This is a genomic window from Aeromonas sp. FDAARGOS 1406 (genome assembly GCF_019048565.1).
GTDB lineage: Bacteria > Pseudomonadota > Gammaproteobacteria > Enterobacterales > Aeromonadaceae > Aeromonas > Aeromonas caviae.
In genome coordinates this window covers 1,930,001-1,942,637 of the sequence record NZ_CP077378.1, presented here as the reverse complement: position 1 = coordinate 1,942,637, position 12,637 = coordinate 1,930,001, and the positions used below count along the sequence as shown (strand labels likewise).

The following is a 12,637-nucleotide window of genomic DNA, read 5'->3' as shown; positions in this document are numbered from 1 at the left end:
ACGGGGCAGTGATCGGTCGGTACGATCAGAACAAGATGGCGGTGGCACAGTCCCCCTCCACAACAGGCATCGCAGGCCGCTCGCATCAGCGGGATGGCGAGGAGAACGACAAGAGGATTTATGGCAACCCAACGACGCAAGCGCACGCCCAAGAAGGCGGCGCCCAAACGCACCATCTGGCGCACCCTGTTCTGGCTGGGCTTCAAGCTCTCTCTGGTGGTGGCGGCCTTCATGGTGGTGTTTGGCATCTATCTCGACACCAAGGTGCGCGAGCGCTTCGACGGCGAGAAGTGGCAGTTGCCGGTGATGGTCTACAGCCGCCCGCTGGAGCTCTATCCCAGCCAGCGGCTCTCCCAGACCCAGATGCTGCGCGAGCTCAACATGCTGAGCTACAAGCAGGTGCGTCAGCCCCATACCCCGGGTGAGTACGCGGTGAGCGGCAATCGCATCGAGCTGGTGCGCCGGCCGTTCGAGTTCCACGACGGTGCCGACGGCGCCCGTGGCCTGCGTCTCACCTTCAACGGGGCGCGCCTCGAGGGGATCCAGTCCCTGGAGAACCAGCGTCAGCTCGGCTATGCCCAGATGGACCCGGTGCTGCTCGATCGCCTCAACACCGAGGATCGGGAGGACCGCCTGCTGGTGCGCCTTTCCGAGGTGCCGGACAGCCTGCTGGTGACGCTGCTCACCACGGAAGACAGGGACTTCTACCAGCACGGCGGCGTCTCGCCGGTGGCCATCATGCGCGCCATGGCAGCCAACCTGCTGGCGGGTCGCACCGTGCAGGGGGGCAGTACGCTCACCCAGCAGCTCGCCAAGAACTTCTTCCTGACCCGTGAGCGCAGCCTGTGGCGCAAACTGCAGGAAGCCTACATGGCGGTGCTCATCGACTACCGCTACAGCAAGGACGAGATCCTGGAGGCCTACCTCAACGAGGTCTATCTGGGGCAGAACTTCTCCCAGGGGGTTTACGGCTTCGGGCTCGCCTCCTACTTCTACTTCGGTATTCCGGTCAACGAGCTGGACATCGATCAGGTGGCCCTGCTGGTGGGCATGGTGAAGGGCCCCTCCTATTACGATCCCTGGCGCTTCCCGGACCGGGCCAAGGCGCGCCGGGATCTGGTGCTGAAACTGCTGGCGGATCACGGCAGCCTGACCCAGGCCGAGTATGACCTGGCCAGCAAGCAGCCCCTTGGCATCATCGCCCGCGGCCAGATGAGCTATGGCCGTACCCCGGCCTTCATGGGGCTGCTCAAGCGGGAGATCCAGAACCGCTTCGGCCCGGATCTGCTCAAGCAGTCCGGCCTCAAGATCTTCACCAGTCTGGATCCCATCGCCCAGCACGCCGCCGAGCAGGCGGTGGAGTCGGGTCTGGCCACCATCGAGAAGCAGCGTGGCAAGAAGAAGCTGGAGGCGGCCATGGTGGTCTCCGATTGGCACAAGGGCGAGGTGGTCGCCATGGTGGGGGGACGGGATCCCCGCTACGCCGGCTTCAACCGGGCGCTGGATGCCCGCCGTCAGATTGGCTCCCTGGTCAAACCGGCGGTCTACCTGACCGGTCTCTCCAACGGCCTGACCCTGGGCACGCCGCTTAAAGATCAGCCGATCCGCATTCGCGGCCAGGATGGCCAGATCTGGACGCCGCAGAACTACGACCGCAAGTTCCGCCAGAGCGTGCCCCTGATGGAGGCGCTTGCCAGCTCCCTCAACGTGCCGACCGTCAACCTCGGGATGCAGATAGGCCTGGACAAGGTGGTGGACACCCTGCACAAGCTGGGGGTGCAGCAGGAGATCCAGCCCTATCCGTCCCTGGTGCTGGGGGCGGTGGCCCTCTCGCCCATGGAGGTGAACCAGATGTACCTGCCCATTGCCAACCAGGGGTTGACCCAGCCCCTGTCGGCCATCCGGGCCGTGGTGAATGGCGAGGGGCGCCAGCTCTACCAGCATGACGAAGCGGCCAAGCGAGTGACGGATCCCCAGGCAAGCTGGCTGACCCTGTTCGCCATGACCAAGACGGTGAGCCAGGGGACGGCCCGGGCGCTCGGTGCCAAGTTCCCCGGGGCCACCATGGCCGCCAAGACCGGTACCACCAACGAGCTGCGAGACTCCTGGTTTGCCGGGATGGACAACAACGAGCTGGTGAGCGTCTGGGTCGGCCGTGACGACAACACCCCGGCCGGGCTGACCGGTGCCAGTGGCGCCTTGCAGCTGTTCAGCGGCTACATGAGCCAGCGAGGGGTCAACAGCCTGGGGCTGAAGATGCCCGAAGGGGTGAGCTGGGCCAACTTCTCCCGCTCGAGCGGTGCCCGGGTGGCCAGCGATTGTCCCGGCAGTCTCCAGGTGCCGGCCAAGCTGGCCGGTCTGGCCGAGCCCATGAGCTGTGCCAGCCCGGTCTCGGACCCGGCGAATGCCCTGGACAACTGGTTCAACGGTTTCTTCAACTGACGAAGACGGGCAGCGCAGGCTGCCCGTTTTGCAAGGATTGCCATGACCCATCCCCTGTTTGAGGCCATCCATCACGTGGCCATCATCGCCAGCGACTATCCGCGCTCGCGCCACTTCTATCACCAGGTGCTGGGGTTGCCCATCATTGCCGAGACCCTGCGGGCCGAGCGTCAGTCGTGGAAGCTGGATCTGGCGCTGCCGGACGGCAGCCAGCTGGAGCTGTTCAGCTTCCCGGCGCCACCACCGCGCCCCTCCCGGCCGGAGGCGTGCGGGTTGCGCCACCTGGCGTTTCGGGTAGCGGATCTCGACCGGGTCATCGCCCACCTGGAGCAGCACGGGGTGGAAGTGGAGCCGGTGCGGGTGGACGAGCTGACCGGCAAGCGCTTTACCTTCTTCGCCGACCCCGATGGCCTACCGCTGGAGCTGTACGAGGCAGCGCGTTAGGCTGCCTGTTGCAATCTGGGTGATCGGTTTGACCATGAAAAGGCCGCCCTGGGAACAGGGCGGCTTTTTTCATGGGGTTGGAGAGGGGATCATGCTGTGGTCAGCAGGGCGACCGCCACCGCCATCACTATCATGCCGAGCCAGCCGACGGGTCTGAGGCGCTCGCCGAACAGCAGCAGGCCCCCGAGGGCGGTGCCCAGGATGCCGATGGCGCCCCAGGTGGCATAGGCCACGGCCAGATCGATCTTGCCGGTACTGACCGCCTCGCTGAGCAGAGTGAAGGCACAGAGCACCAGCAGAATGCCGAGGACGCCCCACCCCTTGTCGCGAAAACCGATGGAGCGGTTGATTGCCATGTTGGCGCCGATATCCAGCAGGGCGGCGCCCAGTACGATGATCAACGGGTGCATGGGGTTTCCCTCCTCTGGCGGGTGTGGGCTGATGCATCATGGGTCTCGCCCAGGGTCACCATGACAATCCCCACTATGGCCAGCGCCAGTCCGATCCACTCCTGGATGCTCAGCTCGTAGCCGAGGAACAGGACGGAGACGGCGGTGATGAGGGCGATCCCCAGCCCTTCCCACAGCGCAAACGCGATACCAATGGAGATTGTCCTGGCGGCCTTGGCGAGCAGCAGGTAGGAGAGGGTGATGAGGAGCCACATCGGCAGATAGTGGATCCAGCCGCTCTCGCTCTTTGGGATCAGGGCCATGGAGGAGGTGCCGGCGACCTCGGTCAGGATGGCCCCCGTCAGGAAGAGGCGGGCCAAAAGCAGGGGACGGGATGACATGCAGTTTCCTTCTGTTGCTGCGACGAAGAGAGGATAACGGCACCCGAAACGGGCAAGGTTATCGCTGAGCGTCGAGAAAGCTGTCGCTGCTTGTTTGCCTTGGGGGCGGGCCAGGGGATAAGGTGGTGATGGAATAATCTGCCGCCAGTTTGAAGCCATGAAGCTAAATCAGATACAACTCTTTGTAGAAGCAGCGGACAGTAGTTCGATAGCCAATGCCGCCAGACGACTTGGCAAGAGTCGCAGCGCCGTGAGCTCGGCGATAGCAACCCTGGAGGTGGAGCTTGGCGTCGAACTTTTCGAACGAGGGGCGAATCAGAGCCGGCTGACCGAAATCGGCGAGCAAGTGCTGGATGACTGTCGGCGGCTGTTGCAGGCCGCCAACAGCCTGAAGCTCAAGTGCGAGCACCATGCCTCCGGTGCCGAGGTGGCGCTGCGGGTAGCCCGGGACGACGCCATTCCCGAGGTGGTATGGCGCGAGATGCTGGGGGCGCTGCGTCGCCAGTTTCCGGGCACCAGCATCTCCCTGGTGCTGGCCTCACCGCCGGAGCTGCCGGCCCTGGTGGAAGAGGGGTTCGTGGATGCCGCCTTCGGCCTCATCACCGAGGAACAGGAGCGCAGCGGTCTTTGCATCGACGTGCTCAACCCGATCCGCACCCTGATGGTGGTGGCGCCAAGCCACCCGCTGGCTGGGCTGAAGCGGGTGTTGCAGCAGGATCTGACCGATCACACCCAGGTCACTCTCTCCTATGTGGACGCGTTTTCGGTCAAGAGCCTGCTGCCCATCGGAGGGCCGCATATCGGGTTGTCGAGTTTCGAACTGATGCGTGATGCGGTGCTGGATGGTCTGGGCTGGGCGGTGCTGCCTTCACCCCTTATCCAGAGCCAGCTGCGCCAGGGGGAGCTGCTGACCCTGAAGCACAAGTTCAGTCTGCAGTGGCGCGATTACGGAGTCTATCTGTCGGAGAACGCCCATCACGGCAAGGTGCTGGCCTGGCTGAAGAAGGCCATAGAAGCCTATCTCGAACCCTTCGAGTAGCCGCCAACCGGGGCGGGCACCCCGGTTGGCAGTGAGAGGGGATCAGCGCAGGCCGTGACGGGGGACGCGCTGGCGGGAGCGAAATGGCAGCAGCAGGAGGCCGAGCAGCAGATCCCCCGCCAGGGAGGCCAGCAGACCCGCCGCCACGCCGCAGAAAATGGCGGCCTGTTTGAGGGGGACCACATAGCCGTAGTTGTGCAGGGTATCCTGCCAGAGGGCGGGATCGGCGCGCAGCAACAGGTGGGAGAGCTGCTGGTACCAGGGACTCTCCCGCACGGCGATCTCCCCCTGAAGGTGCTGCTGCTGGTTCACCAGTTGCTGGAGGCTGGTGGCATCCTGGGTGAAGACGGGATCCTGGCTGGCACCGTAATGGGCGACCAGCGCCTGCAGATCGCCATTGAAGTGCTGGTCTGCCGTGCGCTGGAAGGGGGCCAGCGCCAGACCGGCCTGCTGCAGCCGGGCATCCAGCCGCTGGAAGTAGAGATCGACCAGCCCGGGGATCTGTACACCTGCCAGCAAAGCGAGGGCAAACAACATCATGCGAAGGTAGCTGCGCATCATCATCATCCTGAACGAAGGGAGCGCCCATACTAGCCGCAACCGGTGGGAGAGCCAAGGAGGGGACGCGCTTGCCCACCCGGTCGGCGGCGCCAAAAGAAGAGCCGATGGAATACCTTTGTTACACGAATTCTTACACTTTTGTGATGCAAGTCATCTTGCGGCTGGCCTAGAATGAGCGTTTTTCGAAGGACACGTCGGCATGAGCAAGTTCATTCCTTTCTATCTGGCCGGGGGCCTCATCGCCTTCAGTTGGGGCGCCCTGCCTGAGCACGGCCCTTGGGATGGGTGGGATCTCGCCCTCTTCCAGCTGGTCAATGGCTGGATTGGCCACTCCCCCCGTTGGGCCGATCTGGTGGCCATCACCAACAACCGCCTGTTCGATCTGGCCGCGCTGGCCTGCATGGGCGGGATCCTCGCCGGTTGCTTCTTCCGTGCCGACGGGCAGGAGCGCCGTCGTCTGGTGGCCATGGGGGTCGTGATGCTGCTGGGGGCCCTGGTGATCAATCAGCTCGGGCATCTGTTGCCGGTCAGCCGTCCCAGCCCCACCTTGATGGTGGACGGGGCTCTGCGCCTGACCGAGATCAGTGCGATTCCCACCAAGGACTCCGCCGGTGACAGCTTCCCCGGTGATCACGCCCTCTTCCTGATGATCTTCGCCGGTTTTGCCCTGCGCTATCTGCCGCGCTGGGCCGGGGTGATTGCGGTGGTGATGGTGCCCCTGTTTTCTGCGCCCCGCATCCTGGCTGGTGCGCACTGGATGACGGACGTCTATGTGGGCGCTCTTTGCCTCTCCCTGATCTGCCTGCCGCTGCTGTTGCTCACTCCCGTGTCGGATCGCCTGATCGACCGCCTGGCTCCCCGGCTGCCACGCTGGATTGCCTGACGGAGAATGAAAAAAGAAGGCGGGTCACCCCGCCTTCTTTCGTTTACGCCTCACCGGTGCTGTGGTCGTCGCGAAATGACCAGGACTACGCCCGATGAGCCCGGGCTGTCGCCCTCCCAATCAGTATGGATAGCCCCATTCGGGTTCTGCCAGCCAAAATAGTCGCGGCCAAACGTTTGCACCCGTCGTCTCATGATCCTGGCCAGGATTTTTTCCTTCCGCTGCCTTAGAATCGCCGCCCGTTGTTGGAGGTCTCCCCATGCTTGTCACTTTTCTGCGTCTCTTGTTTATCGGTTGTGCCCTGGTCTTTCTCTTTATGCTGGTCCGTGCCTGGTGGCACAAACGGCGTCATGGCCAGCTCGAAGCCACCCCTTTCTGGCCGGTGGCGGCCATCGGTTTTGTGGCCAATTTTCTCGATACTCTGGGGGTGGGGAGTTTTGCGGTGAAGACCGCCTGCTACAAGCAGTTCAGGCTGATCGATGATCGGCTGCTGCCCGGTACCCTCAACGGCCAGTGCGTGCTGCCGACCGTGACCCAGGCTCTCATCTTCATCGGCGTGGTCAACGTGGATCCCGTCACCCTCATCAGCATGATGGCGGCGGCGGCGGCCGGTGCGGCCTGGGGCGCCCGTTACGTGGCTTCCTTTGATCGCCAGACCATCCGGCTGGTAATGGCGGTCTCCCTGCTGGTGGTCGCCGGTCTCATCTTTGCCGGTCTGCTCGGGCTCTTCCCCCTCGGTGGCGAGGCCATGGGGCTGAGCGGTTACAAGCTGGGGATCGCCCTTGCCGGCAACTTCCTGTTCGGAGCCCTGATGAACGTCGGTATCGGCCTGTTCGCCCCCTGCATGACCCTGGTCTATCTGCTCGGCATGAACCCGCTGGTGGCCTTCCCCATCATGATGGGATCCACCGCCGTGCTCAGCGTCTTCTCGGCGGGGACCTTCATTCGCAAGGGGGCTTTCGATGCGCGGGCCGTGCTGGCGGTGGCCATCTTCGGCCCCATCGGCGTGGTGCTGGCGGCCATGCTGGTCAAATCCATGGAGATGGAGATGCTCAAATGGCTGGTGGCCTTCATCGTCATCTATACCTCCTGGACCATGTACGCCTCCTGGCGGGCGGCGCGGCGACAGCCAGCGCCCGCGCTGGCAGAGGCGACGAGCTAGCTGGCGTCGGCGAGGCCCGCCTGCACGGGCACCCCGCGTTGGTATGTCATCCCGCTCGCCCGGTCCTGGCGCGTCTTCTGATGCCCCTGGCAGCCCCCTCCGAGTGGGCAGTCTGCTGGCTGGAGGCGACCAGTGCGGCTTCCGCCCTGGCACCGAGAAACACATAGAGCCCCAGCGCCAGCAGCAACCCCACGGCGCACCCCATCACCCCCACCGCAGGCCAGAGCAGTTCGCTCTGGCCGAGGGACCCCTTGAACAGCAGCAGCAACCCCTCGATGGAGACCGCGATCAGGATGGCGGCGATAAAGCGGGTAATGGTGCGCCGGATGGCGCTGTGGCGGAAGATGTCCTTATGCAGCAGCACCTCCTCTTCGAGGATGGTCTTGCCGAGATCGAACACCGCCAGGGCGAGCGTGAGGAAGATGATGGCGCTGAAGGCGCCGAGCCGGTTCTGCTGGGTGCCGCACAGCAGCAGATAGAGCTGTTCCAGCCCGTGCCAGATGAGGGTGCCGACGATGAGAAACAGGGCCAGACTCAGGACGACGTAGACGGCCCTGAACCAGGGAATGGCGCGCCGCCGCTCTCTGTCCCCCATCAGCCAGGCGATCAGCTGGTGCAGGTTGATCTCCAGCTCCCGGCCATGGCCCTGCACCAGCAGGCGCAGCTGCCCCTGGGCCGCCGGAACGGGCGCCAGTATGGCTGGCCTGATCTGGGGGGGCAGGCTCTTCACCTCCTCGACGAAGGCATAGGTCTTGAGAGACGCCTCGGGGAGGGTGAGCAGCCCCAGCAGCAGGGGGGCCAGCTCGGTTTCGTACTCCTGATAGCGCCGCAGCACATCGATGGGGCTCATCTCTGCCATATACACCTCGGTCCAATGGGCTCCTGAAGAAGGGGCCTGCAAATTGTGGGCCCGATTTATGACAGCCCGTGTACGGCGCGGCGCACCAGCAGGTGGCAAGGCTCCGGTGAGGGACTTAAGGATGCACTACTATGGTGCCTTGTCGGGGCGGGCAAACAAAAAAGGGCCCCATCGGGGCCCTCTGCACATCTTGCGGCTTGTCAGCCAGCCAGCTTGGCGAAGCTGCGCTCGGCGGCCGCCAGAGTGTGTTCAATCTCCTTGTCCCCGTGGGCAAGCGACAGGAAGCCCGCCTCGTAGGCGCTCGGTGCCAGATAGACACCCTCTTCCAGCATCAGGTGATAGAAGCGCTTGAAGCGTTCCATGTCGCAGCGGGTCACCTGCTCGTAGCGGGTGATCTCGGGCTCGTCGGTGAAGAAGAAGCCGAACATGCCGCCCACGTAGTTGATGGCAAGCGGGATGCCGTGCCTGGCGGCGGCGGCTTTCAGCCCCTCGGCGACACGGGCGGTCTTGGCGCTCAGCTGCTCATAGAGGCCCGGCTCCAGCAGCAGGTCCAGCATGGTGAGGCCGGCGGCCATGGCCACCGGGTTGCCGGAGAGGGTACCGGCCTGATAGACGGGGCCGGTCGGGGCTATGTGCTGCATCACCTTCTTCTTGCCGCCGAAGGCGCCCACCGGCATGCCGGCACCGATGATCTTGCCGAGGGTGGTGAGATCCGGATCGATGTTGTAGTGGCCCTGGGCACCACGCAGGGAGACGCGAAAACCCGTCATCACCTCGTCCAGGATCAGCAGGGCGCCGAATTCGTCACAAATGGCGCGAAGCCCTTCCAGGAAGCCGGGCACCGGCGGGATGCAGTTCATGTTGCCTGCGACCGGCTCGACGATGATACAGGCGATCTCGCTGCCGTACTGGGTAAAGGCTTCGCGCACCGAGTCCAGATCGTTGAACACGCAGGTCAAGGTGTGCTTGGCGAAATCGGCCGGTACGCCCGGGCTGTTGGGCTGACCCAGGGTGAGGGCGCCGGAACCGGCCTTGACCAGCAGGGAGTCGGCATGGCCGTGGTAGCAGCCTTCAAACTTGACGATCTTGTCGCGACCGGTATAGCCGCGGGCCAGCCGGATGGCGCTCATGGTCGCCTCGGTGCCGGAGTTGACCATCCGCACCTGCTCCATGGAGGGGACGATCTGGCGCACCTTCTCGGCCATCAGCACTTCGATCTCGGTCGGGGCACCGTAGCTCAGTCCCTTCTCCACCGCCTTGATGACCGCAGCCTTGATGGCCGGGTGGTTGTGGCCGAGCAGCATGGGGCCCCAGGAACCGATGTAATCCACATAGGCCTGGCCGTCCACGTCATAGAGGTAGGCGCCATCGGCGTGATCGATGAAGCGGGGTGTGCCGCCGACCCCGTTGAAGGCGCGGACCGGTGAGTTGACGCCACCGGGAATGGTCTGGCGGGCCTGTTCAAACAGCTGATCTGATTTTGACATGGATCATCCTTAATGGGATTTTGGTCGTTACCCGGGCGCAGGCTGCCGATTGCGGCTCGGCAGGGGATGGCGGGAGGAGTATGCTTTGCGCTCTCGCCCCGGACTCTCGCCCGTGATACATGAAACGGGCCGACTATAGCAGAAAGGCCCAGAGCTGGGCAGCCGAGGCCGAGGTGTGTCTGGTCCTCGTTAGATGAGCGTGATTATCCATGGAGCAACAAGCCATTCCTTCCGCCGACGCGGCCTCGCAGCGTCGTCCTCCAGTCTTGCAGCGCCTGATACGGCGGGACAAGATGCCGCTGCTGGTGCTCCTGTTGGCGGCCCTGGTCGGCCTGCTGGCAGGCCTGGTGTGCGGATTGTTCGAGTCTTGCGTTCACTGGCTGGCCCAGCAGCGTGTCGACTTGCTGGCCGATCGCCCCTGGTGGCAGCTCGGTCTGCTCGGCTTTGGTTTCAGCGCCCTGCTGGGGTTGGTCGGCTATTTCCTCACTCATGCCTTTGCCCCCGAGGCGGGGGGATCCGGTATCCCGGAAATTGAAGGGGCCATGGACGACCTGCGCCCGGTACGCTGGTGGCGGGTGTTGCCGGTGAAGTTTTTTGGCGGGGTCTGTACCTTGAGCTCCGGCATGGTGCTGGGGCGGGAGGGGCCCTCGGTGCAAATTGGGGGCAACCTCGGCAAGATGGTGGCGGATATCTTCCGGTTGCCCAAGGAGCATGGCCACGCCCTGCTGGCTGCCGGTGCGGCGGGTGGTCTCGCTGCGGCCTTCAATGCCCCGCTGGCAGGGATACTGTTTGTCATGGAAGAGATGCGACCGCAATTTCGCTACTCCTTCCTCGCCATCAAGGCGGTCGGGATTTCGGCCGTCATGGCGACCCTGATGCTGCAGAACATGAAGGGGCAGGCGCCGGTCATCAGCCTGCCTCACTACGATGCCCCGGCCCTCAAGGCGCTCTGGCTGTTCCTCTTCATGGGAGGCTGTTTCGGCGTGCTGGGGTTCGTCTTCAACAAGCTGGTGCTCGCCTGTCAGGATGGCTACCTGGCATTGTATCAGAACAAGCGCCACCGCTTCGTCATCATCGGCATGGGGGTGGCTGGAACCTTTGGCATGCTGTCACTGTTCACCCCTTCTGTCACTGGAGGGGGAATCGAGCTCATCCCGCATCTGACGGGGGGAGACTATGCGATGGCGACGCTCTTCATCATCTTCTCGGTGCGACTGGTGGGTACCCTCATCTGCTTTTGCTCGGGGGCCCCTGGTGGTGTCTTTGCGCCGACCCTGGCGCTGGGCACCCTGTTCGGGGTGATCTTTGGTCACCTGTTCCACTCTGCATTTCCCGATCTCGGCATCGAACCGGGCGCCTTTGCCATCGCCGGCATGGGGGCGCTCTTCGCCGCCACCGTGCGTGCCCCCATTACAGGCATCGTGCTGGTGACCGAGATGACAGACAACTATCAGCTGATCCTGCCCATGATGATCACCACCATAGGGGCAACCCTGGTGGCGCAATGGTTGGGGGGGCGTCCCATCTATTCCCAGATCCTGGAGCGAACTTTACGGCTTGCTGCGCGTCAAAACCGGGGTGAAAGCAGCATCGCGACCGGTTAACTCTTTGTTTATCCGTATCAATCCGGCATGGTCGCGTATAGTGAAAAGAAACCGGCCGTGTTGATGTCGGCATATAGAAGAGGCCTTATGTCCCAAATCGTGAAGTTATTGGTGGTGCTGGCCGTGGGGGCATGTATCGGTTATGTCGTCGGGAACAGACAGGAGCTGGCTCAGAGCAGCCTGATGACGGTGCAGCAAGAGACGTTGGAGCGTCAGAGCAAGGCCATTGCACAACTGAAGACGGATCTCGGCGTCAGGGAGACCCTGCTGGCGACCCAGAAGGCCGCCTTCGAACAACTTCAGCAGACGCTCAAGGATCAGGAAGCCCAGGTACAGGAGCAGAAACGTCAGCTCGCCTTCTTCGAGCGCATCATGCGTCCCACCGGCGAACAGGTGGGGGTATCCATCGACAATCTGACATTGCAGGAGACGAGTGTGCCGGGTCGCTACCATTATCGTCTGGCGCTCACTCAACCCGCCAAGAAGCGGGAGCTGTTTCGGGGGCAGGTGCAGATCCGGCTCGAAGGCAGTCTGGCTGACAAGCCCAGGATCCTCAGTGGCCGGGATCTTGGCATGAAGGTGGGGGAGGGACGCTACGCGTTGCGATACTTCCAGCTCCTGGAGGGCAATTGGCAGCTTCCCTCAGGCTTCATCCCGGACAGGGTGAGAATCCTCATCCCGAAGGAGGGTCGGCAACCGGCCCAGGAGTTGGTTGCTGAGTGGAACGAGGTGCTCAAGCCTCTGATCGCTCAACCAGCCCCCTTGCCGGCAGCACAGTAAGAGAGTGGTGAATACTTGAACTAAATGGTCGGGTATTGGATAATTTCGCGGTTTCCATGTTTGTGGATGTAACGGTTGTGAGGTCAGCAATGAGTGCAGTAGCAGAAGCCCCCTTGCCCATCCAGATGACGGATGCGGCAGCCAACAAGGTAAAGACCTTGATCACCGAAGAAGAGAATCCCGAACTCAAGTTGCGGGTCTACATCACTGGGGGGGGCTGCTCCGGTTTCCAGTACGGTTTCACGTTTGACGAGAAAATCAATGATGGCGATACCGTGGTCGAGAAGAGCGGCGTCACCATGGTGATCGATCCCATGAGCCTGCAATACCTGGTCGGCGGCAGCGTGGATTACACCGAAGGCCTGGAAGGTTCCCGTTTCACCGTGACCAACCCCAACGCCACGACGACCTGCGGTTGCGGTTCCAGTTTCTCCATCTGATCTATAGCAGCGTGATATGAAGGGCCCCGAGGGGCCCTTTTCATTTTTGTATGCCTGGCGTGGCTGGCATGTAGATCTTGATGTGGCGAAAACGGGTACCGATTGGTAGTGATAGAGAAGGTGTGCGGGCTCATTTAGATGAATCA

General features: G+C 63.1%; 13 protein-coding genes. 8 read left to right on the top strand and 5 right to left on the bottom strand.

The features are described from left to right. The first annotated feature begins 120 nt into the window (after positions 1-120). Complete coding sequence (mrcB, locus tag I6L36_RS09060) at positions 121-2,442, top strand: penicillin-binding protein 1B (protein ID WP_010675566.1); 2,322 nt, start codon at positions 121-123, stop codon at positions 2,440-2,442. Between the two features lie 42 nt (positions 2,443-2,484). Continuing rightward, a complete protein-coding gene (locus I6L36_RS09055; RefSeq protein ID WP_010675565.1) occupies positions 2,485-2,886 on the top strand; it encodes a VOC family protein in 402 nt (133 codons plus the stop codon). 89 nt (positions 2,887-2,975) lie between these two features. On the opposite strand, the gene I6L36_RS09050 is transcribed toward I6L36_RS09055, so the two are convergent. Continuing rightward, positions 2,976-3,296, bottom strand: a complete 321-nt coding sequence (locus I6L36_RS09050) for an SMR family transporter (RefSeq protein WP_109112710.1) — start codon at positions 3,294-3,296, stop codon at positions 2,976-2,978. Beyond that, a complete protein-coding gene (locus I6L36_RS09045; RefSeq protein WP_109112711.1) occupies positions 3,284-3,676 on the bottom strand; it encodes a multidrug efflux SMR transporter in 393 nt (130 codons plus the stop codon). The genes I6L36_RS09050 and I6L36_RS09045 overlap by 13 nt, the downstream gene beginning before the upstream one ends. 157 nt (positions 3,677-3,833) lie before the next feature. Between I6L36_RS09045 and I6L36_RS09040 the strand changes: the two genes are divergently transcribed. Beyond that, complete coding sequence (locus I6L36_RS09040) at positions 3,834-4,715, top strand: LysR family transcriptional regulator (protein WP_109112712.1); 882 nt, start codon at positions 3,834-3,836, stop codon at positions 4,713-4,715. Positions 4,716-4,757: 42 nt separating this feature from the next. Here I6L36_RS09040 and I6L36_RS09035 read toward each other — a convergent pair whose 3' ends face one another. Further along, a complete protein-coding gene (locus I6L36_RS09035; RefSeq protein ID WP_109112713.1) occupies positions 4,758-5,273 on the bottom strand; it encodes a DUF2937 family protein in 516 nt (171 codons plus the stop codon). Positions 5,274-5,475: 202 nt separating this feature from the next. Here I6L36_RS09035 and I6L36_RS09030 point away from each other — a divergent pair, with 202 nt between their 5' ends. Both I6L36_RS09030 and I6L36_RS09025 read left to right on the top strand, forming a co-directional pair. After that, positions 5,476-6,159 carry a phosphatase PAP2 family protein gene (locus I6L36_RS09030; protein WP_109112714.1) on the top strand — a complete coding sequence of 228 codons (684 nt, stop codon included), beginning with the start codon at positions 5,476-5,478 and terminating at the stop codon, positions 6,157-6,159. 259 nt (positions 6,160-6,418) lie between these two features. Next, positions 6,419-7,321: a sulfite exporter TauE/SafE family protein gene (locus I6L36_RS09025; protein ID WP_052815229.1), complete on the top strand. Its 903-nt coding sequence runs from the start codon at positions 6,419-6,421 to the stop codon at positions 7,319-7,321. A 46-nt stretch (positions 7,322-7,367) separates the two neighbouring features. Here I6L36_RS09025 and I6L36_RS09020 read toward each other — a convergent pair whose 3' ends face one another. Together I6L36_RS09020 and hemL are read right to left on the bottom strand one after the other, a co-directional pair. Then, complete coding sequence (locus tag I6L36_RS09020; RefSeq protein WP_041213869.1) at positions 7,368-8,180, bottom strand: hypothetical protein; 813 nt, start codon at positions 8,178-8,180, stop codon at positions 7,368-7,370. A 200-nt stretch (positions 8,181-8,380) separates the two neighbouring features. Beyond that, positions 8,381-9,667 (bottom strand): glutamate-1-semialdehyde 2,1-aminomutase, encoded by a 1,287-nt coding sequence (gene hemL, locus I6L36_RS09015; protein ID WP_010675557.1) that lies wholly within the window; start codon positions 9,665-9,667, stop codon positions 8,381-8,383. A gap of 209 nt (positions 9,668-9,876) precedes the next feature. Here hemL and clcA point away from each other — a divergent pair, with 209 nt between their 5' ends. From clcA to erpA, 3 genes are all read left to right on the top strand, one after another. Next, complete coding sequence (clcA, locus tag I6L36_RS09010) at positions 9,877-11,271, top strand: H(+)/Cl(-) exchange transporter ClcA (protein WP_109112715.1); 1,395 nt, start codon at positions 9,877-9,879, stop codon at positions 11,269-11,271. An 87-nt stretch (positions 11,272-11,358) separates the two neighbouring features. Beyond that, complete coding sequence (locus I6L36_RS09005; protein WP_048208328.1) at positions 11,359-12,051, top strand: DUF6776 family protein; 693 nt, start codon at positions 11,359-11,361, stop codon at positions 12,049-12,051. A gap of 89 nt (positions 12,052-12,140) precedes the next feature. After that, positions 12,141-12,491: an iron-sulfur cluster insertion protein ErpA gene (gene erpA, locus I6L36_RS09000; protein ID WP_010675554.1), complete on the top strand. Its 351-nt coding sequence runs from the start codon at positions 12,141-12,143 to the stop codon at positions 12,489-12,491. Positions 12,492-12,637: the final 146 nt, after the last annotated feature.

Coding starts and splice junctions, on each gene's coding strand:
- mrcB (WP_010675566.1), top strand. CDS start 121: ATGGCAACCCAACGACGCAAGCGCACGCCCAAGAAGGCGGCGCCCAAA.
- I6L36_RS09055 (WP_010675565.1), top strand. CDS start 2,485: ATGACCCATCCCCTGTTTGAGGCCATCCATCACGTGGCCATCATCGCC.
- I6L36_RS09050 (WP_109112710.1), bottom strand. CDS start 3,296: ATGCACCCGTTGATCATCGTACTGGGCGCCGCCCTGCTGGATATCGGC.
- I6L36_RS09045 (WP_109112711.1), bottom strand. CDS start 3,676: ATGTCATCCCGTCCCCTGCTTTTGGCCCGCCTCTTCCTGACGGGGGCC.
- I6L36_RS09040 (WP_109112712.1), top strand. CDS start 3,834: ATGAAGCTAAATCAGATACAACTCTTTGTAGAAGCAGCGGACAGTAGT.
- I6L36_RS09035 (WP_109112713.1), bottom strand. CDS start 5,273: ATGCGCAGCTACCTTCGCATGATGTTGTTTGCCCTCGCTTTGCTGGCA.
- I6L36_RS09030 (WP_109112714.1), top strand. CDS start 5,476: ATGAGCAAGTTCATTCCTTTCTATCTGGCCGGGGGCCTCATCGCCTTC.
- I6L36_RS09025 (WP_052815229.1), top strand. CDS start 6,419: ATGCTTGTCACTTTTCTGCGTCTCTTGTTTATCGGTTGTGCCCTGGTC.
- I6L36_RS09020 (WP_041213869.1), bottom strand. CDS start 8,180: ATGGCAGAGATGAGCCCCATCGATGTGCTGCGGCGCTATCAGGAGTAC.
- hemL (WP_010675557.1), bottom strand. CDS start 9,667: ATGTCAAAATCAGATCAGCTGTTTGAACAGGCCCGCCAGACCATTCCC.
- clcA (WP_109112715.1), top strand. CDS start 9,877: ATGGAGCAACAAGCCATTCCTTCCGCCGACGCGGCCTCGCAGCGTCGT.
- I6L36_RS09005 (WP_048208328.1), top strand. CDS start 11,359: ATGTCCCAAATCGTGAAGTTATTGGTGGTGCTGGCCGTGGGGGCATGT.
- erpA (WP_010675554.1), top strand. CDS start 12,141: ATGAGTGCAGTAGCAGAAGCCCCCTTGCCCATCCAGATGACGGATGCG.